Genomic DNA, 21139 nt, shown 5'->3' with positions numbered 1-21139 from the left:
TGAAATGGACGCTAGTTGCCGTTCTCGAGCGCCGTCTCGAAGCCGTCGTCGGTTCGGGCGATACCGGCCGCACAGACAGCGTGTTCGAACTCGCAGTTGAACGCCTCACTCGCGGCGGCCTCGGCGCTGTCGGCCTCGAACTCGAACGACTCGGGAGCGTTCTTCTCGTAGGTCGCGACCAGCGTCGGTTCCTCGACGGTCTCGACGAGCAGCGCGTCTTTGCGAACCGTGCCGATCATAGCCTCTCCGTCGTCGCCGATTGTCGCCGCGATCCGCGGCGTGTTGTAGTCGTCTTTCTCGTAATCCAGCGCCAGCAGGCTCTCGGCGAGCGCGTCGCGGGCAGGGTAGCCCAACTCGAGTTTCTCCGCGATCGGATCGACGTGCGAGCCGTTACCGAACGCGGCCGTCTCGCCCGTGGGGGTGTCGACGACGCGTAGGCAGTTGTAGGAGACGTAGGGGTTGTCCGTCTCCGGCGCGTCGTCGGTGGGACCGACGGTGAGCGCGTCCTCTCGAGCGGTGAGCTTGCGGTTCGGGAACGAGCGTGACGAGACGCGGTAGGCGCCGACCTCGGGGCCGACGACGACAAATCGTCCAACGTACATACGCGAATGTGCACAGCCACGAGGAAAATGTGTGTCGATTTGTGCACCATCGTCCCTATTCTGCTGCTGCGGGGGACGAGAGTTTATGTACGATTGGGCGGCCAACGGGTGTGTGACGTCCGAACAGGAGTGTCTCGAGTCGTTGCGCGAGGCGGCAGCGCGACTCGGCGAGTCGCCGACGAAAGCACAGTACGAGGAGTTGGGATTGACGCCGTCGGCATCGACCATCTTGCGGGTTGTCGGTGGCTGGAACGCGGCGAAAACGAAAGCCGACCTCGAAACGGAACCGTCGACGGGAACACGCACTGCACCGAAGCCTGAGAAGGTTGAATTGCCGGATGGAATGGAGTGGGAGGACCTCTCTCAAGATCAGCGATGGCACTACAAACACCCCGACTGGAATACCGAGCGGTCACTCCAGCGCCAGAACGCACATCGAGCGTGGGCAAACGAACTTCAGCGAACGCGTGGTGGCTGCAACCGGTGTGCAGAGCAGGACCCTGCATGTCTCGACTTTCACCATGTGGACGAAGACGAGAAAGAGATGGCTGTCGGAAAGATGATCTCTTTTGGATACTCCAGAGATCGAATCAAGGCTGAGATCGAGAAGTGTATTGTTCTCTGTGCGAACTGTCACCGAAAAGAACATTATAACCCACCGCTCGACTGATCGCTATTTGTTCGCACTCACAGTCGAGTTCGTAACACTCTAATATGGATACCCCCTACTGGTAGGTACGTCGTCGGAAACGGAGCCGACGAAAATATATCAGTCCATTGGGGTAGCGGCCAATCCTGAAGCCTTCTGGGGGCTTCGACCCTGGTTCGAATCCAGGATGGACTACTTCTTCCAACTTTTCAACTCGAGAGAAATCCGCTCTCAGTCTTCGCTTTTCCAGTGGAAACGAAGGGGGTTGTTCGACTGGACGGATCGCAGAACGTGGATCGAAGACGCGAGTGAAACTCGCGCTGGTCGAATTATCAAAGAATGGTAACAAATAAGACACTGACAGCGAACTCGCACTCGAGGACACATCTCTCAGACAGTCACCGCCGTTCGTAGACACCCTCGCGCTCGAGGTCGCCCCGTTTTCGCAACACGGCGGGCGTTCGACACATCCCCGGTGCACCGGTCACCTGTGGGACGGTACAGTTGTTACAGCTTTCACAGAGCACGCGGGTTTCGTCGGGGGCGCCCTCGAGGAGTCGTGCGCCGAGGCGAGGTTCGGCGTAGAACGGACGAGCCATGCCGACCATATCGCAGGCCGGCTCGTCGCTGTCGTCGCCGCCCAGTAGTCGATCCATCTGGCCGCGTTCGCGAATCCCGCCTTCGGCGAGCACTGGGATCGAGACCTGTTCGCGGACCCGTCGACAGAACGCTTCGTTCCACGCCGGGTCGAAATCGTACTGTAGCGACTGGATTCGGTTTGCGGCGGCGACGAGTTTCCTGCGCGCTGTCCCACCGAACACCGCGTCGTACGCGTCGTGTAACCCCTCGTTTTCCCAGGCCCGTTCGGGATACTCTCCGCGAACGATGCTCATATCCCAGACGACTGATGTCTGGACGGGGACAACCGCGTCGTAGCCGATTTTCTCGAGTCGTCGGGCGATTTCGACGCCGTCCTCGAGCGAGAGCGTTCGCCGGACGACGGGCGAGGGCGGTGCGGGCGTTTCTGCCGGTACTTTGGTGAGCAGCGGTATGTCCCCGGCCCGCTCGCGGATCTCGTCGTGAACAACTGCGAGGAACTCGAGTCGGGCCTCGGGTGAGCCGCCGAACTCGTCGTTCCGGCGGTTGTAGAAGGGAGACAGGAACTGCTGGACGATGCCCATGTTCGCGCCCGCGAGGTGGATGCCGTCGTAGCCCGCGTCAGCGGCGTACGCTGCCGATCGGCCGAAATCGGCCGCGAGCTCGTACACTTCGTCGGTCGAGAGGACGTGCGGGTCGTACGACAGAAAGCCGAGACGATCCAGCGCTCGCAACTGCCATGGCGGCTCGGAGACAGCGAGTTGCTCGAGATCCGGACGGTCTTTGCGGTACTCGGCATGCCAGGTTTCCATGCTTCGGAGGCCGCCGTGCTCGAGTTGGACGACGATCCGGCTGCCGTGGTCGTGAATCCGGTCGGTCAGCCGCGACAGTCGCTCGACGAAATCGGGGTCGTGGACGCGGGTCATCCCCGGGGCGGCACAGCCGCCATCGCCGCTGACGATCGTCGCCCCCTGACAGATGAGGCCGACGCCCGACTCGGCGGCGGGTTCGAGGTCGTCGATCAGCGTGTCGACGGCGTCGGGACCGTTGCCAGCACACTCGAGCAGCGGCGCGCGATAGAGCCGGTTTGGGATCGTGACGCCGCCGATCTCGATTGGGTCCTCGAGAGTGGCCATGCAGGCCGTATCACGGGACCGTACAAGAGCGTGCCGTCGACTGCCAGCCAGTAGTTCCGTAGGCCTTTCCGTTCGCCCATTGTGCAAGCGTCTATGGCCCCGATACGACGGCTCGTACTCGACGTGTTGAAACCACACGACCCAAGCGTTGTCACCTTCACGACGCAACTCGGCGATCTCGATGGGATCGACGCGGCCACCGCGACGGTCGTCGAAGTCGACGAGAACGTCAAGACCCTGCGCGTCACCCTCGAGGGCGACGATCTCGACCTCGAGGCAGTCCGCGCCGAAATCGAGGACCTGAGCGCGTCGGTTCACTCGGTCGATCAGGTCGCGTGTGGCTCGCGAACGGTCGACGATCCGTGGTTCGGTAGCTGACGATGGCTGGCCGACGTGCCCGACTCCGTCGCGTCCTCGGCAAAGAAGACGTCCGGTCGATCTCTCGGCGATATTTCATCGCCAACGGCTTCGACGGCACACTCACGAGCATCGGCGTCGTCGTCGGCGCGTACCTCTCTGGGATCGATGACGGCGTCACCGCGATCATGATCGGCCTCGGTGCGGCTGTTGGCCTCGGAACCTCGGGTGTCTGGAGCGTCTGGGAGATCGAGCGCGCGGAGGCACTGGCCGAACAGGAACGACTCGAGCGGGCGATGCTCACCGAACTCGAGGACACACGTGTCCAGCGCGAACATCGGGCTGCCCAGATCGTCCACGCTGTCGCCAGCGCAACCGGGCCGATTCTCGCTATCGTCGTGACCCTCTCGCCGCTGGCACTCGAGGGCGTCGTTTTCACGATGTTACAGGCCGTTCTGGCGTCGATCTGTGTCGGTATCGCGATCCTGGCAACGTTCGGCGTCTATCTCGCCTCGATCTCGAAACAGCGATGGTACGTCGCCGCGGCTCGGATGGGGCTGGCAGGGGTCGTCGTCGCCGCGATCAACCTCATCCTGCCGGGGTAGTGCGGGCTCGAGAGAACTGCGGCTTAGGGTGGGAGGACGACCGCACGACCTTCGATCTCGTTGTGCTCGAGGCGTTCGGCGACCGTGTTGATCTCGCCGAGGTCGTGGCGTTCGGTACGGAGTTCGACGTCGCCGCGGTCGACAAGGGCGACGAGTTCCTGGAGTTCGGCGTACTTGCCGACCAGCGTGCCACGGAAGGCGAACTCGCCGTTGACCAGCGCCTGGCTGGGTTCGTGGATGTGGCCGCCGTAGCCGACGATGTGGTGGTCGCCGCCGGCGGCGACGATCTCGGGTGCCAGCGCGGTCGTCTCGTCTCTGCCGACGAAGTCGATCACCTGCTGAGCGCCCTCGTCGTCGGTTAGATCCGCGATGATGTCGGCGAGGTCCTCATCGGCGGAGTTGACGGTGTGGCGTGCGCCGAGGTCTGTGGCCAACTCGAGCGCGTCGTCTTTGATGTCGGCGGCAACGATATCCGCGGCGCTCATCGCGTCGAGACACTGCAGGCCGATATGGCCGAGGCCGCCGACGCCGATGACGACACAGGTGTCGCCGGGGTTCAGTTCGCGGACGGCCTTCTTTGTGGCGTGATAGGCCGTAATTCCCGCATCGGCGTGGGGAGCGATCTCAGTTGGGTCGACGCCGTCGGGCAGCGGAATGACTGCGCGCTCGTTGGTCTGGAGATATTCGGCGAAGCCGCCGTCGGTGGTGAGGCCGTTGAACGCACTGTTCTCGCAGTACATATCCTCGCCAAGCCGGCAGGGCCGACAGATGCCACAGGTCTGGACCGGATGACAGATGACCGGATCGCCTTCTTCGACCAGCGTTACTTCGTCGCCAGTTTCGGCGACGATCCCGGCGTTCTCGTGGCCCAGCGTCATCGGCAGGTCCTGTGGCGCGTACTCTTGCCACATTCCCTCGATGATGTGGTTGTCAGTCTGACACCACCCCGCGCCTTTGACCTCGATCAGTACGCCATCGGAGCGCTCGAGGGTGGGTCGGTCGACGTCGTCGATCGAAAGCGCCTCGCTCATGTCGTCCGTATACTCGTGAAGACGGGCTGCTTGCATGATACCAAGTCACAGTTCAACACACGAAGAGAAAACGTTCCCCCAAACCGTCGCGCCGTGTGAATCTATAGCTGTTGAGACAGTAGGTTCGCCTCTATCTGCACACATTACACAGAAATTATAACTCATGAAAATCTGAAAAAGACTGATGGCTTATGATAACAATAATCATGATACAATGTACCGCGATAACGGTGAAGAGATCTTCGTCATCGACGGCCACGTACACCTGTGGGACGCGACGGAGGACAACATCAAACACGACGGTGGGGAGGAGTTTATCCAGTGTTTTTACGACTACCACACGACGTTCACGCCCGAGGACCGCCAGTGGGATATCTCCGAGTACCGGAAATACGGCGCTAATCGGATGGTCGAGGACCTGTTCGCCAATGCTGCCACGGATATGGCGATCTTCCAGCCGACGTATCTCACGGACTTCTACACGGAGGGGTTCAATACCACCGAACAGAACGCCGAACTCGCGACCGAACATCCCGAGCGGTTCATCCTCAACGGGACGTTCGATCCGCGTGACGGCGAGGACGGCCTCGAGTACCTCGAGAAGCTCCACGACAAGTACGAGATTCCTGGTGTCAAACTCTACACCGCCGAGTGGCGCGGCGAGTCGAAGGGCTGGCGACTCGACGACGAGGAGGCGTTCAAGTTCTTGGAGAAGTGCCAAGAGCTCGGTATCGAGAACATCCATGCCCACAAGGGGCCGACGATCCGTCCCCTCAATCGTGACGCGTTCGACGTGAAAGATGTCGACGACGCGGCCTCGTCGTTCCCGGAACTCAACTTCATCGTCGAACACGTCGGCTTACCTCGACTCGATGATTTCTGCTGGATCGCCGCCCAGGAGACGAACGTCTATGGTGGGCTCGCGGTCGCTGCACCGTTCGCCCAGAACCGACCGGGCAAGTTCTCCGAAATCATGTCCGAACTCCTCTGGTGGCTCGGTGAGGATCGACTCCTCTTCGGGTCGGATTATGCGCTGTGGAACCCCGACTGGCTCGTGAAGGAAGTTCTCGAGGCCGAACTCACCCAGGAACACCGCGCAGAGTACGGCGTCGAGTGGGATCTCGAGACCAAAAAGAAGGTGATGGGCGAGAACGCTGCCGAACTCTACGACATCGATATCGAGGCGAAACGCCGGGCGTTCCAGGACGACGAGATCAGCCAGCAGTTCGGGCTCGAGGACCACTACGCGAGCGAAGAGCCCGCCGCGGCGGACGACTAATGAGCGCCCAGACGTCCGACGGCCCGACTCGAGCCGCCGTCCGCGACCGACTGGACCGCGTGACTGATCCGGAACTCGACCGGTCGATCGTCGACCTCGAGTACATCGATTCGATCGAGATCGACGGCGGCCGCGTCAGCGTCACGTTCACACTGCCGACGGCGTGGTGTTCGCCGGCGTTTGCCTGGATGATGGCAGTCGACGCTCGTGACGAGGTCGAGTCGCTGCAAGCGGTCGAGACGGCTCGGATCACGCTCGCAGAACACATGCACGAGACGGAGATCAATCGTGGTGTCAACGAACGGCTGTCGTTCGCTGACGCGTTTCCCGACGCCGACGGCGACGTCGAGGCCGTCCGTCGGGAACTCGACGAGAAGGCACGGGTCGCACGACAGTACGACGCGGTCGAGACACTGCTCGAGGCCGGACTCGACGCCGAGACGATCGTCGACCTCCGACTTCGGGACCTCGAGCCCAACACGACTCAACCGGACCGTACCGAGACAGCGACCGACGACGACACGGTCGCCATCTATGTCGCTGATCGCTCGTTTGCCGTTTCAGTTCCCGCGACATCGCTCGAGCGCTATCTCGAGAAAGCCCGTGAGACGTCTCTCGTGACGGACCCTGACGACCGCCTGTTCCGAACGCCCGAGGGTGAGCCGATCGATTCCGAGTCGTTCGAGCTCGTCCACCAGCGCGGGCGACTCGCACAGGTCAACATGTCGAGTCAGGGTGGGATCTGTGACGGGCTTCGAGAAGCGAGAGAGAGTCGGCTCGAGGAAACTGCTGACGACTGATACGGTTTGTTGTACCGATTTACCGGTGGGACCGCAGGACGGATACCGGTCCCACCGGAACTGACTTACAGCAGATAGTATGAAGGCGGGAGTCGACGCCGACTATTTGTCGACTTCGAGCAAGACGACTCGTTCGCGGACCAGCGCGGCCAGCGACGCGTCGGTCGCCTCGCGTTCGGCGTCGGTAATCTCGAAGAACGCACACAGCGTCGCCTCATCTTGTGGCTCGAGTGTTGGCTCGGTTCTGACGACGGCATCCAGTTCAACGAGTGTCTCGAGGGCGGTCGTCTCGTCGTCGCTGTCCTCGCCATCGACCAGAATCACGGCACGCTGCCTGCCTTCGCCGACACCCATCTCGAGGGCGTCGTCGATCTGTCGGCGGCCAGCGGCGTACAGCAGGATTTCGACCGCCCGATCTCGGGCGACGTTCTCGCCGCGGGCAATGGCGCGGTCGGCCAGTTCCACGGCGCGCTCGAGGTGAGCTCGGCCAGCGACGTAGCTGGCGTCGAACGCCTGAATCGTCACGTCGTGGCGCTTACCGATCTCGCCGAGCTGGCTGACGAACGCGTCGATATCGTCGATCTCGAGTACGCATTCGAGGAGTTCCATTAGAAATCACCCAGACTCGACTGACTGTTGTCGGTGTCGGTTCTGTTCGATGCCGGTTCGGTGTCGCGACTCGAGTCGGCCCTCTCGCCACCGTTGGCCGACGTCGTTGGCTCGATGCCTTCCATCGAGGGGTCTTCCCGGCCGGCGTTCTCGAGGATGGTTTCGGCCGTCTTCGCCCCCTTGAGCGCGTTCAGCACGACCCCCTTGTCCGAGCTCCGGAGATCGGCCGGCTCCTCGATGCCGACCTCGTACAGCCGGCGGGCGCGTTTGCGGCCGACGCCGCCGACCGAGACGAGTTCGAGCAGTTCCTCACCAACACCGTGTTCAACGCGCGCGCGTGCCTCGCGGACGGCGACGGTCCACTCGCTATCGATTTCGCGTGCCAGTGATTCAGCCGCTCCGAGCAGCCACTCGGCGGTGTCGACTTTTCCCCGGAGGTCGCCGGGCCCGATCTTGTACCGTTCGGTGAGTTGTTCCTCGTCGTCCTCGCTGGCCCAGTCTGCGAGCAGCTTGCCCGTCTTGAGCGCAGCCAGCCAGTCCTCGAAACGGTCGTCTTCGTACTCGCTTGGCGCGTCACCCAGCAGTTCGGCCTCGCGTTCGTAGAACAGTTCGCCGAACGTGTCGTCTTCGCCCGACCGGAGGTAGAGTTCGTACATGTCGGGCGTCCGCGAGACGAGTTGGTACAGCCCGAGTGCGGTCGGGCGCTCGTCGGCGTCCTCGAGGCCGTGGACGATTTCGGCGGCGCTCATCGGATCGAGATACAGTCGGGAGACGGTGTGGCCGAGGCTGGTCGCCTCGAGCCGTTCGTCAGTCTGTGCAGACTGCTGTGCAGCGAGGTCGGCCGCGGAGGTGAACGCGCCGGCGTCGTCGGTCGTCTCGGTCCCGCCCTCGCGTTCGATGAAATCGTTTGACTCGAGATACTGCAAGACTGTCTCAGTCACCTGCTCGAGTCGGCCTGCCTCGGTCGACTGACTTGCATACAGGGTCGCCTCGAGGAACTCGAGGAGTTCCTCGCGCGTGCGGGCGAAGCCGGAAGCGATGGTCGCGAGCACGTGGGTTCGCAGGGCTGGCTCGGCGGCGAGTTTCGAGCGGACGGCCTCGGGTTCGGCCCAGATGTAGCGGTCGAACAGCTCCTGACTGTCCTCGTGGCTTTTCGCGAGCAAGACGGCCTCGCCGTAGGGGTCGAGCCCCGGTCGGCCCGCCCGCCCCATCATCTGGTGGACCTCGAGGACGTCGAGCGGGGCCATCCCGCCGGCGCTGGGGTCGAACCGTCGCCAGTCGCGGACGATGACGCGGCGGGCGGGCGTGTTGACGCCGGCGGCGAGCGTCGGCGTCGCCGAAATGACCTTCAGCAGCCGGTCGCGGAAGGCATCCTCGACGAGGGTTCGCTGGGTGCTCGAGAGGCCAGCGTGGTGAAACGCAGCGCCCTGTTCGACGCAGTCGGCCAGATCCGTGCTCGTCTCGGTGTCGCTGTCCTCGCGGATCTTCTCGGCCAACTCAGTCAGTTCGGCGCGCTCGTCGTTGGTGAGCTCACGAGTCGAGACCTGCCCCAACCGCCGTGCGGCGGCTTCGGCGTTACGCCGGGAGTTGACGAAGACGAGCGAGGAGCCGCCTTCCTCGAGGATATCCCGGACGAGCGCAGCCTCTTGCTTTTCGCTCCCTTCGACGGGCACCTCACGTGTCGAGCCGTCGTCGAAATTGAGGGCGTTGCCGTAGTGGACACCCATCTGCAGGTCGATCGGTCGCCAGTCGGTATCGACGAGCGCGGCATCAAGCCAGTCAGCGATCTCGTCGGCGTTGCCGACTGTCGCCGAGAGGGCGACGACCTGCATCCCGGGATTGAGTCGCCGGAGTTTGGCGAGCGTGACCTCGAGCGTCGGTCCCCGATTGCGGTCGTCGATGAGGTGGACCTCGTCGCTGACGACGCAGGTGAGCTCCGAGAGCCAGTCAGCGCCGTTTCGCACGAGCGAGTCGACTTTCTCGCTGGTCGCGACGATGATGTCTTTCGTGGCGAGCCATTCGCTGGTCGATTCGTAGTTGCCAGTCGTGACGCCGACGGTGACGCCGAACTCCTCGTAGGCCTCGAACTCGGCCTTTTTTTCGCTGGCGAGCGCTCGCAGGGGGACGATATAGAGTGCTTTCCCACCGCGTTCGATCGCCGACAGCATCGACAGGGCAGCGATCATCGTCTTCCCGCTGGCGGTTGGGACGGCGGCGACGAGGCTGTCACCGTCGGTCGCGCCGGCCTTGACCGCTTCGGCCTGTGGCGGGTAGAGCTCCTCGATGCCGTCGCGCTGGAAGTGGTCGATGGCACCGGGTGGGAGCCCCGACAGCTCCTCGAGATTCATTATCCGCCTTTGGCGCGTCCCCCGGTTTAAACTATCGTCTCGAGAAGCGCGCTCCCTGCACCCGCCCGCCGATAGACCGATAGGGTTCGCCACTGAACACGGCCGTATGGCTCCCGATCACGTCCTCGTCCCTACGCTCGGCAGGCCGCGAGAGGACGAGGCGCTTGCCTATGCTCTTGAGACGTTTCCCGATGCGGACGTGACGCTGCTGGCCGTTGTGACACCGCTCGACGCCCCGTTGAGCGAGGGCGGGGTGCTCGAGCGAGACGAGGACCGCCTCGAGCAGACACGCCAGCGCGAAGCCTCACTGCTCGAGTCGGTCGACGGCGACGCGGCGCGCAAACGGGTTCGGATCGACGTCCTTGAGGGACGGCCCGGCACAGTCATCCCCCAGTACGCGAACGACGAGGATGTCGATCACGTGGTTATGCACGGACACGGAACGACGACAGCCGGATTCGTCCGGCGGTTTCTCGGCCGCAACGTCGCCACGACTGTCGTCGATCGCACCGACGAGCCGGTGACGGTTCTCGAATGAGTCGCCGCGTCAGCCGCCGATAACCGCTTCGAACAGCTGATAGACGCCGTAGCCGACGACGATCGAACTGCCGAGGGTCAACAGCCAGAACGTGATCGTGAAGCCGATTTTACGCCGCGAGACGCCCGCCGAGCCGGCTGCCAGTCCGCCGCCGATGACCCCCGAGAGGATGATGTTGTTCAGCGAGATGGGAATCCCGAGCGCGATCGCCAGTTGGGCGATGATGAAGCCAGGGACGAGCGCCGCGATCGAGCGCCGAACGCCGAGTTGGGCGTACTCTCGAGAGGTCGCCTGCAACAGTCGCGGTGCGCCCATCCACGCGCCGGCGAGGATGCCGGCCGCACCCAGCGCGAGCAGCGTGATGCCCGGAAGACCGAGTTCGATCCGAAAGAGGTTCTCGAGCGGGCCAGTTGCCAGCCCGACCTGCGAGCCACCGGAGGAGAAGGCGACGATGCCGCCGAGGACGAGCAGGAACGACCGAATACCGCCGTCGACATCGACGAGGACGCGTTTTCGAACCCAGTAGAAGGCGAGCGCACCGAATGCGATCGTCACGAGCACGGTCCCGAGGTCCGCGCCTGCGACGAGCGGTGGGCCACCACCGAGCTGACGAGAGACGAAACTCGCGAGACTGCCCTGGTCGGCCGTCGGATCGGGGATGACGCCGAGGCGGATGTTTGCGACGATCGCACCGACGATGCCCGCCAGTAGCGGCACGCCGACCGATTCGGGGATGTCGTCGCGGCGCAGGGTGACTGCGGTCGCATACGCCAGCCCACCCGACATGAACGGCACGAGTAGCCAGAACGTACCGAGTCGCTGGTAGGTCGCCATCGCCGGATCGCCGCCCAGTGAGAGGCCGACACCGACCATTGCACCAGTTGTCGCGAACGCCGCGGGGATCGGATACCGCGTATAAATACCAATTGCCATGAACGTCGCCGCAGTGAGCAGCCCCGCGGTAGCCGCAAGCGGCGTAATCGTCACGCCGTCGATGAGGTCAGCACCGACCGTCTCGGAGATACTCCCACCCTGCATGAGCGCCCCCGCAGCCGCGAGCAGGCCGATGACGAACGCGGCCTGCATCGTTGAGATCGCGTTCGCGCCGATCGCGGGCGCAAACGGCGGCGAGTTGCTGTTTGCACCAAGCACCCACGCCATAAACAGACAGGTGACGATAGCAGCCCCGACGAGTACTACGAACGACAGTGCGACCATTCCGTCCGCTACTGTTGAGCCACCGCCGGCAAAAGCGTTCCTTTGGGAACACCAGTTGACGGGCACTTTCGGCCGGTCGTCATAGCGTGTCGCACTCTGCTTCGATGCGCTACTCCACCGAGCAGTATCCTGTATGACGCCGCCCACTCCTACTCGAGGATCGCATCGAGGCCGGCAACGACGCCGTCGGCGACGGCCATCCACTGGGTCTGTCGAACGTCAGTCGGCTGCTCGAGTTGGATCGTCTGCCCGATTGGGGCAACCTCGTTGAGAATGTTGCTCGGTGCAGCGCCGCCGTAGTCGGTCGCGTCAGCGCTCGCCAGCACGACCTCGGTCCCATCGACACGGTCGTCAATCGCGTCAGCGACGAGCTGTCTGTCCGACTCGCTGGCGGTGCCGCCGATGAAGATGTTCTCGTCTGCGTAGCCATGAAACGCAACTGCCCAGTCGGCGGGCTCGTCGGACAGTCCCTCGAGCAACGGGAACGAGCCACGGTCGAGTTCGGTCGATGGGACGTGCCAGCGGTCGAACGAACCGCCGCCATCGTTGAATCCGGAACAGATCCATCCAACGTCGTCACGCTGTTCAGCGACACGCTCGGCCTGAAAATCAGTCCCGTACTCGATGAACCCCCCGTGGGGCGCGATCGCGAACACGTCAGTCTCCTGGTCTTCCTCACCGACGACGTACTCGACGTACTCGTCGTTATACTGACCGGCTCGGCGCGTGTCGTACTCCGGATGGACTGCCTGTCCACCGACGGTCGCCGTCGACGAGTCGCTCGCACCGATCCGATCGAGACCACTCTGGGTCAGCCGAACGGCCGCCCCCTCGTGTGTCGAAACAATCGTATAGATCGCGTCGGGAAACCCATCGTCCTCACTCTCACCGGCACTGATTCGGACCTGTTGTCCGAGCTCTAGTTCGGTGTCGTCGGTCGTCCCACAGGGGACAGAGCAGTACTTGTTCGAGTCCGATCGGGTGCTCCAGTCAGCGGTCGTTTCCTCGAGTGTAATTTCCCAACTCGGCATCATGTTACAGTCTCCATCGTCGTCGATCGGTTGCCACGCGGTCGTCTCGTCGTCCGTCCCGGAGACAATCGTGCTGTGTTGGAGCCCGGCCGCTGCCAGACCCACACCCGCTATACCGCCACTCAACCCGATTACTCGGCGTCGGCTCAGATGGCGTGGTGGCCCCGGGCACTGATTCTGATTATCCTTCATTCCAACAAGAACAATTTTACTTGTGCTGCTTAAATCTAACCTAGTCAGTATTGATATTTACCTCACGGCGGGGAACTTCGTCTCTCTCAAACTTCCCGTCAGGGCTTTATTGACGACCGCCGAACGACCGCACATGAAGATCGAATACGACGAGGATACGTGTATTGGGATGTTTCAGTGTGTCGCCGAGTGGGAGGGGTTCGAGAAGGACAAATCGAAAGGGAAAGCAATTCTGAACGACTCGGAAGAACTCGAGGACGGCGTCTTCGTTCGTGAGGTGCCTGAGGACGCGGAACTCGACGCGAAGTTCGCCGCTCGAACGTGTCCCGTCGACGCGATCAAAATCTACGACGACGACGGCGAGCAGTTGATTCCCTGACTCTTCTACCGCAGTAACGCAGCATCGACCAGTTCCGCCTCTGCCGATCGCAGCAGCGTCGACGCCGCACTTTCGGAACACTCGAGTTCCTCGGCTACCGTCGTCAGGGCGCCACTCCGTGGCACCTCGTAGTACCCTCCGTCGCGGGCAACCTCGAGTGCCTCGAACTGTCTGGCCGTGAGCCGGCCGGCCAGCGTTTCCGAGCGTCGCTGGTGTTCGCTCACGCGCGTGACCTCGATGTCGACCTCATCGGGGGCGCGCTCGAGCAGTCGCGACATGGCCTCAGGTTCGCCGAGGACGGTGACGTGGACGTTCTCTCGTCCGGTGTAGACCATCGGTGGGACGATTACCAGCCCGGGTACGTCGAACGTTCCCAGCAGGGTGGCGTCGGCGGCCCGCAGGTCCATCTCGACGTAGCCGTAGAACGTGTCCTCGTCGACGGGTGTGATGTCGTATCGGTGAACGGACTCGAGATTCTCGGCCAGATTCCCGAGAGCGCTGGAGTCGCCGACGACCAGAGAGAGAAAGCGGACGGTTTCGGATTGCCGGTCGACTTCCCAGGAGAGTACCTCCTCGCGCTGGAACGACTCGAGCGGCTCTTCGGGCGACGGCAGTCGCATCGACGGTGGGAGTTGGAGAGTGAGGTCTGCCGACTGCATACGTGTCGTTCGACGGTTATACTTAAACAAGTTCAGTGCTTCGGGAGAGCACCCACACTCGTTCGCTCCGAACGAACGCGTATGAACGAGAGACGTACGACAGCGGACGACCGAGAACCGACGACCGACGCGGAGGGGAAAACTGGACCGACGCGAGCAGCGGTCGGAACGCCGCCGCCGGGCCCGCGCGGACTTCCCGTGATCAACAGCACTCTCGGGTTCGCTCGCGACCCGCTCGAGTTTCTCTCCTCGATTCGCGAGTACGGCGATGTCGCCCACTACGAGGCGTTCGGCCGCGAGTTCGTGGTCGTCTCGGACCCCGGCCTCGTTGAGACGGTGCTCGTCGCCCGCGACGACGAGTTCTGGCGCGGTGAGTTCGAACACGAGTTCAGCGAGGTCCTCGACGTGGAGGGGCTGTTCTTTGCGGAGGGCGAACGCTGGCGAAACCAGCGTCTGCTCCTCCAGAACGCGTTTACGCCGGCGCGAATCCAGTCCTACGCCGACGACATGGTCGACGAAACCGTACGCCTCGTCGAGGACTGGTCGGACGGCGAGGTCGTCGACGTCCGGGAGGCCATGTCGACCCTGACGTTGCGGGCACTGACGCGATCGCTGTTCGATCTGGAGTACAAGGAGCCACGCTTCTCGGAACCCAATCGCGGGTCACACCCGCGATCGTTCGGTGGCGACCGTGCCGACTGCGTGCAGCGCTGGGTTCAGGCCATGGGTGCGTACAGCGACAGCGAATTCTTCGGCATCCGTGCCGTGCTCCCAACGTGGCTTCCGAGCCGGGCCGAGCGCGAGTACCGGCGTGCGACGGCCGACGTGGAGGCCCTCGTCGAGGAGATGGTCGCCGAGCGTCGCCGCTCCGACGCAGCGGGTGGCGACCTGCTGTCGCTGCTCGCGACCGGCGAGTACCCCAACGGCTCGAGGCCGACGGCTGAGGAGATCACCGGCCAGTTACAGCTGTTCCTGCTGGCCGGCCACGAGACGACGGCGACCGTGCTGACCTACGCCTGCTGGCTGCTCGCCGCCGCCGACGTTGAGGACGTCCGGTCGCGACTCGAGCAGGAAGTCACGACCGTCTGCGGTGACCGTGACCCAACGTTTGCGGACCTGCCCGACTTGGCGATCACCGAGGCCGTCGGCCGGGAGGCGATGCGGCTCTATCCGCCGCTGCCGTTCCTGCAGCGCGAGCCCCACGAGGCGACAACACTTGCCGGCTACCGGATCGGGCCAGCGACGACGGTCCAGTTGAATATGTACGGCATCCATCGCGACGAGCGATGGTGGTCCGAGCCCGACGCGTTCCGGCCGGATCGATGGCTGTCGAACGACGAGGACGGCCGATCCGTAGTCGCCGACCGCGACGACCGGCCTGAGTACGCCTACTTCCCCTTCGGTGGCGGTTCGCGCCACTGCATCGGGATGCGATTCGCGATGGCCGAACTACAGCTGTCGCTGGCGACGATGGTTCGACGCGTCGACCTCGAGCGAGTGACGGAGTCGATCGACCCCACGCCGAGGGTGTCGCTCGACCCCGGTCCGGTCGAGATGCGAGTTCGTCGACGATAGCCCTGCAGCTCTCGAGCGAGCGAGAAAAAACGAAAGATGTGGCGTTGATCGCTTACGCGATTTTGTCGTACTGGTCGGAGAGCTTCTCTGCGGCCTCGCCGAGCTGGTTGCGTTCGAACTCGGTGAGGTCCCACTCAACGACCTCCTCGACGCCGTTCGAGCCCAGCCTGACGGGGACGCCGAAGGCGGTATCCTCGTGGCCGTACTCGCCGTCGAGGACGATACTGCCGGGGAGTACTTCGCCTGTATCTCGCAGAATGGCCTCGACCATGTGGCCGACACCGGTCGCCGGGCCCCACTCCGTTGCGCCTTTCTTCTCGATGACGTTCATTGCCGAGGCCTGGAGCTCCTCGAGCAGTTCGTCTTTTATTTCGTCGGTGAACTCGAGGTCTTTCCCGTTGACACGGACCTTCGAGAAGACGGGGACCTGGGCGTCGCCGTGTTCGCCAAGGATGGTCGCCTCGACGTTCTGGACGGGGACGTCGTAGCGCTGGGAGATGACGTACCGGAAACGCGCGGAGTCGAGTCGACCACCGAAGCCGATTACCTTCTCACGTGCACGGTCGCCCGCCTCGTAGAGATGGCGGTTGAGTAGGTCGACGGGGTTCGACGTTGTCACCGTCACGAAGTCGTCGTTGTATTCGGCCAGCGAGGAGCCGATGTCCTCCATGATCGGGGCGTTGTCCCCAGCCAGATCGATTCGGGTCTGGCCCGGCTGGCGCGGGATGCCAGCCGTGATGACGACGACGTCCGACCCCTCGGTCGCCTCGTAGCCACCTTGCCGGATCGTCGTGTTCGAGTCGTAGGCCGCGCCGTGGTTGGCGTCCGCAGCCTGCCCGATCGTCGTGTCTTCCTGGTCCGGAATGTCGACGAAGACGAGTTCATCCGCGATGTCCCGAAGCGCGATGTTGTAGCCCGCAGCGGCTCCGACCGTTCCAGCCGCGCCGACCACGCTAACTTTCGTCATACTACGTAAACCTCAGCCGTCCTATGCGTTAAATCCGTCGGAATGACACTCGTTCGCACGACGTGACGATGACGTTTTCGACAGCTGCCGAACTACCGGTTATCGCATCCTGCGTCCTCGAGGACGTCCCGCCGGCTCGAGATCGAACCGATCATGATCGCTGCTTGCGGATGTTCGGCCATGCGTGTCAGCGTTATCGGCGGCGGCGTGATCACCGACGAGCAGGCAGCCCGCGCCGAGGCCGTCGGCCGCGAACTCGCGACTCGAGGCCATACGGTCGTCTGTGGCGGTCGTGGCGGGACGATGGAAGCCGTCTGCCGCGGAGCGAAAGCCGAAGGCGGCACGACGATTGGCATCCTGCCCAGCGAGCGCCGCGAGCAGGCAAACGAGTACGTCGACATCCCCATCGCAACCGGGCTGGGCCACGCGCGGAACGCGCTCGTCCCACTGAACGGCGACGCGGTCATCGCGCTCGCTGGCGGCGTTGGGACGCTCTCGGAGTTGGGATTTGCCGGCATCTACGACCGGCCCGTCGTCGGCCTCAAAACCCACGCCGTCCCCGCCCTCGAAGACGCCCTCGAGAGCGTTACAACGCCCGAGGCAGCCGTCGACGCCGTCGAAGCCGCCGCTGGAGAGACGTAACATTTTTGATACCACGCCTGAAACCGGCCTCATGTGCACCGCAGAGCCCTCCTCCGCAGCGGATGCGTCGCCGCCCTCGGCGTCACCGCCGGCTGTCTCGACACCGTCGATCGGATTGTGTGGTCGGGCGGCGTCGGCTCCCTCCATCGCCCCGGTGAGATCAGACTCGGCGATCGCGATCCGGCTGACGGCGTCGGCGCCGGCGTGATCTACTCGGATGCGGACGCGACCGACGAGGTCACCGCCACAGCCGATCTGCCGGCGGCCGAGGCGATCACAGACACTGACTGGGAGCGAAACGCCTTGCTGGTCGTCCAGCTCAGCCGACCGGCCGACACGGCGGCGTCGATCGGCTTCGGTCCGGGTGGACCGGAGCGATCAGGGCTGCGTGGGCTGTCCGCCGACGCCGACGCTCGACCGTGGACCGGGGTTCCGGATTCGCTCGCCGACGCCGACAGACTCGAGTACACCCTGGTGCAGGGGTTCGAACGGCCGCGCGCGTTCGTTCCCCGTTCCGCGACGATCACCCTCTCCGGCCCGGATGGACGGACACTCGGGCGCATCGATGCCTGAGTTCCCCCAACGCACCGTCGATTTGATTGGCCCGCGATCGCCTCCTGTCGCTTCTCGTTCGACCACTGTCGACTTCGCAGCTTTTTCGACGTTCCACAGCGTCTAGATGGGTATGAGCGACTTCGATAAGGAAGCCGAGCGCGAGAAACTTCGGGAGAAGTACGAACGCGACAAACAGGAGCGGCAGGCGACCCAGCGGATGAGCGACCTACTGCTCAAGGGCGCGACGATGACGAACTCCCACTGTGGCACCTGTGGCGATCCACTCTTCCAGCAGGACGACACCACGTTCTGTCCGAGTTGTCACGGCAATCCCGACGCCGTTCGGGGAACCGACCTCGAGGCCCAGCCGGCCGAGGAGACGGACGACCAACCGGCGGCCACGGAACTGCCTGCCCACAGCGAAGACCGCGAACCGGCAGCCGAGTCCGGTGTCGCGGACGACGAAGCAGCTGCTAGCGACCGCAATGGCGACGACCAGCCACAACGGCCCGCCGAGACGACGGCGAACGAACGCCACACTCGAGCGACTGACTCGTCCTCGAATGCCGACGCGACGACCGACGCCGCGGGCCGAGACGAGGCCCCATCGCCCGCCGGAGCCCAGCCACAGGCTGACTCGCCGAACCGGAACACCGCAGCGCCCGCGACGGGTGACATGCAATCCGCACGCCGCCCGCCAGCCACCTCCCCGTCCGCCAGCGACGACCTCGAGGCTGCCCACGCCTCGCTCGTGCAGGCCTTAGAGAAGTTCGCGGCCGAGGCGGCCGCCACCGACGACCCTCGATACGCCAAAGAGTGCCTCGAGGCTGCCCGCGAAGCAAGCGAGACGCTCGAGACGCTGCGCTAACCCAATCGAATCCGAGGCTGTGCGCCGACTCAGCCGGTGTAGTCGCTCCCAATAACCTCTCGCATCCGTTCGGCCGTTACTTTTCCGACGCCGTCGGCCGCCTGTAACTCGTCTTCGCTGGCGATCATCACCGCCTCGACGGTACCGAACTCCTCGAGCAGCGACCGGGCCGTGACGGGGCCGATTTCGGCAATCGAGGAGACGACGTACTCCTGTTGTTCGCCGATCGTCTTTGACTGTTTCTCGCCGTGGACCGACACCTCGCGGTTGGCCGTCTCCTGTTCTCGGCCTGCGATTACGGCGAGCAGTTCTTTCGTCTCGTCTTCGCCCTCGGTCCGGAGCACGCTCGCACCGAAATCGACGGCGAGACTCGAGAGCGCGCCCCGAATCGCGTTCGGGTGGATGTCCCGCTGTTCGTAGAGGCCATCTCCCTCGACGACTACGATAGGCCGCGAGTAGTGTCTGGCCATCGCGCCAACCTGCTCGAAGACGGATCGGTCGCCGTCGACCAACGAGTCGACGAAGTCGGCGACGGATTTGCGCTCGACGACGACCCGATCCGACAGGACGTAGTCGCCCACGTCGAGCGTCTCGAGGCGGATCTCGATCTGTTCTCGCTTCGAGAGTTCGCGTGCGATGGTGGCGTCCATCTCGCGCTGGTCGGCGACGATCTCGATCAGGTCGCCCTCAGCGTGGGGCTCGTGGGTCTCGACTGACGTCCCGTCGTCATCACCGTCGTTTTCACTCGGTGTTTTCCCCGCGAAATCCGTCAGTCCGGGCTGTGCCCCAACCCCTTCAGTTCCACTGGAACAGTCGCCGACTGCGTCGGGGTTACCCCCGTTCCCAGCTACTTTCACTTCGCTCTCTCCGTCGAAGTCCGTCAGCGCCTGCTGGGAGTCGTCGAGTTCTTTCTCGAGGTCGTCAGCGACCCCTTTCAGGTCGCGCAGTTCGGACTCCATCTCCTTTTCGCGACGCTGGGAGATCCAGAAGTAGGCCTCGTCGCGGGTGTCCTCGGCCATGAGCACGACGACGCGGCCCTCGGACTGGCGGCCCGTTCGTCCCTTGCGCTGGATCGACCGGATCGCCGTCGGGACGGGTTCATAAAAGAGGACGAGATCGACCTCGGGGACGTCGAGCCCTTCCTCGGCGACCGACGTCGAGACCAACACTTCGAACTCCCCCGCACGGAAGTCATCGAGCACCGCCTGTTGTTGCTTCTGGGTCATTCCATCGGACCCCTCGCGGTCGCCCTGCCCGACGAATCGCTTGGCATCGAAGCTCTCGCTCAAAAACTCCGTCAGCGCTTCTGCAGTGTCGCGAGACTCCGTGAAGATGATGACACGCTCGCCGCCCTCGAGACCCAGTGTCTCGGCCAGCAGCATTCGCGTCTTGCGGTATTTGGGATGCAGTTGGTCGAACGACTCCGCTTTCCGCATCGCCTCGCGGACGCGCGGGTCGGAGACCATCCGTTGGCTGGCCTTCGACGCGCCCGACGAGCGGGCCTGATTGCGCTGGCGGTCGAAGTACCGACAGACTGCCTCGACGCTCTGGGTTTCGACGAGCGTGACTGCCTGGCGGAGCTTCATCACCTCCGCGTGGATGGACATCCCTTTGAACCCCTTCGACTGGTCGTTGTTGATCAGCCCCTGGAGTTCCGCGCGCATCCGGTTCAGATCCTTCTGAGACTGATCCGGTTGGGTCGAACTCGCGACACCCAACTCTTTGAGCTTTTCGAGGCGGTTTTTAATCACGTCGTTCAGTGTATCCCGGATCTCGAGGACCTCATCGGGGAGGTCGATGCGCTCCCACTCGACGTCGGTGTTGTGGGTAAACTTCGAGACGTCGGCGTCGTCTTCAGTCATCACCTCGACGTCCTGGATTCCGAGGTTTTCACAGACCTCGAGGATGGCTTCCTCGTCGCCGCCGGGTGAGGCACTCATGCCCGTCACGAGCGGCTGAGTGGCGTCTCCGTGATAGCGTTCGGCGATGTAGTTGTAGGCGTAGTCGCCGGTTGCGCGGTGGCACTCGTCGAAGGTGATGTGAGAGACGTCGGCCAGCGAGATCCGGCTACCGACGAGGTCGTTTTCGATCACCTGCGGAGTGGCCATCACGACCGTTGCATCGGTCCACAGTTCGGCGCGGTCATCCGGGCTGACGTCGCCGGTGAAGACGACGATCTCCTCGTCGGGGATCTGGAGTGCTTCGCGATAAAAGTCGGCGTGTTGCTGGACGAGCGGTTTCGTCGGCGCGAGCATCAGCGACGTCCCACCCACTTCGTCGAGTCTGCGGGCGGTAACGAGCAGACTGACGGTGGTTTTGCCGAGCCCGGTGGGGAGACAAACGAGCGTGTGGTCGTTCGCCGCAGTGCCGGCGAGTTTCAGCTGGTAGAGTCGACGCTCGAGGAAGTTCGGCTCGAGGAGCGGATGCTCGATCGAGGGCGGTTCCTCGTCCTGTGCTGCCATTGCCAGTGGTTCACCGTCGTCGTGAATAAGGGTTCTCGTA

At 63.6% G+C, this 21139-nt stretch carries 21 protein-coding genes and 1 tRNA gene; 12 read left to right on the top strand and 10 right to left on the bottom strand.

Features of this window, described 5'->3' with window-relative positions:
• Positions 1 to 11 precede the first annotated feature (11 nt).
• A complete protein-coding gene (locus DV706_RS06650) occupies positions 12 to 602 on the bottom strand; it encodes an IMP cyclohydrolase (protein WP_006065402.1) in 591 nt (196 codons plus the stop codon).
• A 112-nt stretch (positions 603 to 714) separates the two neighbouring features.
• On the opposite strand from DV706_RS06650, the gene DV706_RS06645 reads away from it, so the two are divergent.
• Positions 715 to 1272, top strand: coding sequence for a homing endonuclease associated repeat-containing protein (locus tag DV706_RS06645; protein ID WP_136350827.1), 558 nt, complete (start codon positions 715 to 717; stop codon positions 1270 to 1272).
• Between the two features lie 101 nt (positions 1273 to 1373).
• A tRNA-Gln gene (locus DV706_RS06640) sits at positions 1374 to 1446 on the top strand.
• A 203-nt stretch (positions 1447 to 1649) separates the two neighbouring features.
• On the opposite strand, the gene DV706_RS06635 is transcribed toward DV706_RS06640, so the two are convergent.
• On the bottom strand, positions 1650 to 2984 hold the full coding sequence (locus DV706_RS06635; RefSeq protein WP_006065404.1) for an oxidoreductase: 1335 nt from the start codon (positions 2982 to 2984) through the stop codon (positions 1650 to 1652).
• Positions 2985 to 3077: 93 nt separating this feature from the next.
• Between DV706_RS06635 and DV706_RS06630 the strand changes: the two genes are divergently transcribed.
• Together DV706_RS06630 and DV706_RS06625 are read left to right on the top strand one after the other, a co-directional pair.
• Positions 3078 to 3362, top strand: a complete 285-nt coding sequence (locus DV706_RS06630) for a DUF211 domain-containing protein (RefSeq protein ID WP_006065405.1) — start codon at positions 3078 to 3080, stop codon at positions 3360 to 3362.
• A 2-nt stretch (positions 3363 to 3364) separates the two neighbouring features.
• A complete protein-coding gene (locus tag DV706_RS06625) occupies positions 3365 to 3946 on the top strand; it encodes a VIT1/CCC1 transporter family protein (RefSeq protein ID WP_006065406.1) in 582 nt (193 codons plus the stop codon).
• A gap of 23 nt (positions 3947 to 3969) precedes the next feature.
• On the opposite strand, the gene DV706_RS06620 is transcribed toward DV706_RS06625, so the two are convergent.
• Positions 3970 to 5013 (bottom strand): NAD(P)-dependent alcohol dehydrogenase, encoded by a 1044-nt coding sequence (locus DV706_RS06620; protein WP_006065407.1) that lies wholly within the window; start codon positions 5011 to 5013, stop codon positions 3970 to 3972.
• A 178-nt stretch (positions 5014 to 5191) separates the two neighbouring features.
• Here DV706_RS06620 and DV706_RS06615 point away from each other — a divergent pair, with 178 nt between their 5' ends.
• Together DV706_RS06615 and DV706_RS06610 are read left to right on the top strand one after the other, a co-directional pair.
• Positions 5192 to 6256: an amidohydrolase family protein gene (locus tag DV706_RS06615; protein ID WP_006065408.1), complete on the top strand. Its 1065-nt coding sequence runs from the start codon at positions 5192 to 5194 to the stop codon at positions 6254 to 6256.
• Positions 6256 to 7056, top strand: a complete 801-nt coding sequence (locus DV706_RS06610) for an iron-sulfur cluster assembly protein (RefSeq protein ID WP_006065409.1) — start codon at positions 6256 to 6258, stop codon at positions 7054 to 7056. The genes DV706_RS06615 and DV706_RS06610 overlap by 1 nt, the downstream gene beginning before the upstream one ends.
• A 102-nt stretch (positions 7057 to 7158) precedes the next feature.
• Here DV706_RS06610 and cgi121 read toward each other — a convergent pair whose 3' ends face one another.
• Both cgi121 and DV706_RS06600 read right to left on the bottom strand, forming a co-directional pair.
• Positions 7159 to 7665, bottom strand: coding sequence for a KEOPS complex subunit Cgi121 (gene cgi121 / locus DV706_RS06605; protein ID WP_006065410.1), 507 nt, complete (start codon positions 7663 to 7665; stop codon positions 7159 to 7161).
• On the bottom strand, positions 7665 to 10013 hold the full coding sequence (locus DV706_RS06600) for an ATP-dependent DNA helicase (protein WP_136350826.1): 2349 nt from the start codon (positions 10011 to 10013) through the stop codon (positions 7665 to 7667). Before DV706_RS06600 ends, cgi121 begins: the two co-directional genes overlap by 1 nt.
• 106 nt (positions 10014 to 10119) lie before the next feature.
• Here DV706_RS06600 and DV706_RS06595 point away from each other — a divergent pair, with 106 nt between their 5' ends.
• Complete coding sequence (locus DV706_RS06595; RefSeq protein WP_006065413.1) at positions 10120 to 10551, top strand: universal stress protein; 432 nt, start codon at positions 10120 to 10122, stop codon at positions 10549 to 10551.
• Between the two features lie 9 nt (positions 10552 to 10560).
• On the opposite strand, the gene DV706_RS06590 is transcribed toward DV706_RS06595, so the two are convergent.
• Positions 10561 to 11769: an inorganic phosphate transporter gene (locus DV706_RS06590; protein ID WP_006065414.1), complete on the bottom strand. Its 1209-nt coding sequence runs from the start codon at positions 11767 to 11769 to the stop codon at positions 10561 to 10563.
• A 149-nt stretch (positions 11770 to 11918) separates the two neighbouring features.
• Positions 11919 to 12905 (bottom strand): poly-gamma-glutamate hydrolase family protein, encoded by a 987-nt coding sequence (locus DV706_RS06585; RefSeq protein WP_006065415.1) that lies wholly within the window; start codon positions 12903 to 12905, stop codon positions 11919 to 11921.
• 220 nt (positions 12906 to 13125) lie between these two features.
• Between DV706_RS06585 and DV706_RS06580 the strand changes: the two genes are divergently transcribed.
• On the top strand, positions 13126 to 13371 hold the full coding sequence (locus DV706_RS06580; protein WP_006065416.1) for a ferredoxin: 246 nt from the start codon (positions 13126 to 13128) through the stop codon (positions 13369 to 13371).
• A gap of 5 nt (positions 13372 to 13376) precedes the next feature.
• On the opposite strand, the gene DV706_RS06575 is transcribed toward DV706_RS06580, so the two are convergent.
• Entirely contained in the window at positions 13377 to 14030 is a 654-nt protein-coding gene (locus DV706_RS06575) for a helix-turn-helix domain-containing protein (RefSeq protein ID WP_006065417.1), read from the bottom strand.
• 81 nt (positions 14031 to 14111) lie between these two features.
• Between DV706_RS06575 and DV706_RS06570 the strand changes: the two genes are divergently transcribed.
• Positions 14112 to 15605, top strand: coding sequence for a cytochrome P450 (locus DV706_RS06570; RefSeq protein ID WP_006065418.1), 1494 nt, complete (start codon positions 14112 to 14114; stop codon positions 15603 to 15605).
• 52 nt (positions 15606 to 15657) lie between these two features.
• Here DV706_RS06570 and mdh read toward each other — a convergent pair whose 3' ends face one another.
• Positions 15658 to 16572 carry a malate dehydrogenase gene (mdh, locus tag DV706_RS06565; RefSeq protein WP_006065419.1) on the bottom strand — a complete coding sequence of 305 codons (915 nt, stop codon included), beginning with the start codon at positions 16570 to 16572 and terminating at the stop codon, positions 15658 to 15660.
• A gap of 180 nt (positions 16573 to 16752) precedes the next feature.
• Here mdh and DV706_RS06560 point away from each other — a divergent pair, with 180 nt between their 5' ends.
• The 3 genes from DV706_RS06560 to DV706_RS06550 all read left to right on the top strand — a co-directional run bounded on the left by DV706_RS06560 (position 16753) and on the right by DV706_RS06550 (position 18637).
• Entirely contained in the window at positions 16753 to 17214 is a 462-nt protein-coding gene (locus tag DV706_RS06560) for a TIGR00725 family protein (protein WP_006065420.1), read from the top strand.
• Positions 17215 to 17247: 33 nt separating this feature from the next.
• On the top strand, positions 17248 to 17787 hold the full coding sequence (locus DV706_RS06555; RefSeq protein WP_006065421.1) for a hypothetical protein: 540 nt from the start codon (positions 17248 to 17250) through the stop codon (positions 17785 to 17787).
• 112 nt (positions 17788 to 17899) lie between these two features.
• Entirely contained in the window at positions 17900 to 18637 is a 738-nt protein-coding gene (locus DV706_RS06550; protein WP_049889703.1) for an Sjogren's syndrome/scleroderma autoantigen 1 family protein, read from the top strand.
• 29 nt (positions 18638 to 18666) lie between these two features.
• Here DV706_RS06550 and DV706_RS06545 read toward each other — a convergent pair whose 3' ends face one another.
• Positions 18667 to 21099, bottom strand: coding sequence for a DEAD/DEAH box helicase (locus tag DV706_RS06545; protein WP_006065423.1), 2433 nt, complete (start codon positions 21097 to 21099; stop codon positions 18667 to 18669).
• Between the last annotated feature and the right edge of the window lie 40 nt (positions 21100 to 21139).

The sequence above is a fragment of the Natronorubrum bangense genome, from assembly GCF_004799645.1.
Lineage (GTDB): Archaea > Halobacteriota > Halobacteria > Halobacteriales > Natrialbaceae > Natronorubrum > Natronorubrum bangense.
This window is presented reverse-complemented; position numbering and strand designations above follow the sequence as displayed.

Bases quoted from the DNA above. Each gene is read 5' to 3' on its own strand.
- DV706_RS06620 (WP_006065407.1), bottom strand. From the start codon at position 5,013: ATGCAAGCAGCCCGTCTTCACGAGTATACGGACGACATGAGCGAGGCG.
- DV706_RS06600 (WP_136350826.1), bottom strand. From the start codon at position 10,013: ATGAATCTCGAGGAGCTGTCGGGGCTCCCACCCGGTGCCATCGACCAC.
- DV706_RS06590 (WP_006065414.1), bottom strand. From the start codon at position 11,769: ATGGTCGCACTGTCGTTCGTAGTACTCGTCGGGGCTGCTATCGTCACC.
- DV706_RS06610 (WP_006065409.1), top strand. From the start codon at position 6,256: ATGAGCGCCCAGACGTCCGACGGCCCGACTCGAGCCGCCGTCCGCGAC.
- DV706_RS06595 (WP_006065413.1), top strand. From the start codon at position 10,120: ATGGCTCCCGATCACGTCCTCGTCCCTACGCTCGGCAGGCCGCGAGAG.
- DV706_RS06570 (WP_006065418.1), top strand. From the start codon at position 14,112: ATGAACGAGAGACGTACGACAGCGGACGACCGAGAACCGACGACCGAC.
- DV706_RS06545 (WP_006065423.1), bottom strand. From the start codon at position 21,099: ATGGCAGCACAGGACGAGGAACCGCCCTCGATCGAGCATCCGCTCCTC.
- DV706_RS06625 (WP_006065406.1), top strand. From the start codon at position 3,365: ATGGCTGGCCGACGTGCCCGACTCCGTCGCGTCCTCGGCAAAGAAGAC.
- DV706_RS06630 (WP_006065405.1), top strand. From the start codon at position 3,078: ATGGCCCCGATACGACGGCTCGTACTCGACGTGTTGAAACCACACGAC.
- DV706_RS06635 (WP_006065404.1), bottom strand. From the start codon at position 2,984: ATGGCCACTCTCGAGGACCCAATCGAGATCGGCGGCGTCACGATCCCA.
- DV706_RS06550 (WP_049889703.1), top strand. From the start codon at position 17,900: ATGAGCGACTTCGATAAGGAAGCCGAGCGCGAGAAACTTCGGGAGAAG.
- DV706_RS06615 (WP_006065408.1), top strand. From the start codon at position 5,192: ATGTACCGCGATAACGGTGAAGAGATCTTCGTCATCGACGGCCACGTA.
- DV706_RS06580 (WP_006065416.1), top strand. From the start codon at position 13,126: ATGAAGATCGAATACGACGAGGATACGTGTATTGGGATGTTTCAGTGT.
- DV706_RS06650 (WP_006065402.1), bottom strand. From the start codon at position 602: ATGTACGTTGGACGATTTGTCGTCGTCGGCCCCGAGGTCGGCGCCTAC.
- mdh (WP_006065419.1), bottom strand. From the start codon at position 16,572: ATGACGAAAGTTAGCGTGGTCGGCGCGGCTGGAACGGTCGGAGCCGCT.
- DV706_RS06575 (WP_006065417.1), bottom strand. From the start codon at position 14,030: ATGCAGTCGGCAGACCTCACTCTCCAACTCCCACCGTCGATGCGACTG.
- cgi121 (WP_006065410.1), bottom strand. From the start codon at position 7,665: ATGGAACTCCTCGAATGCGTACTCGAGATCGACGATATCGACGCGTTC.
- DV706_RS06560 (WP_006065420.1), top strand. From the start codon at position 16,753: ATGCGTGTCAGCGTTATCGGCGGCGGCGTGATCACCGACGAGCAGGCA.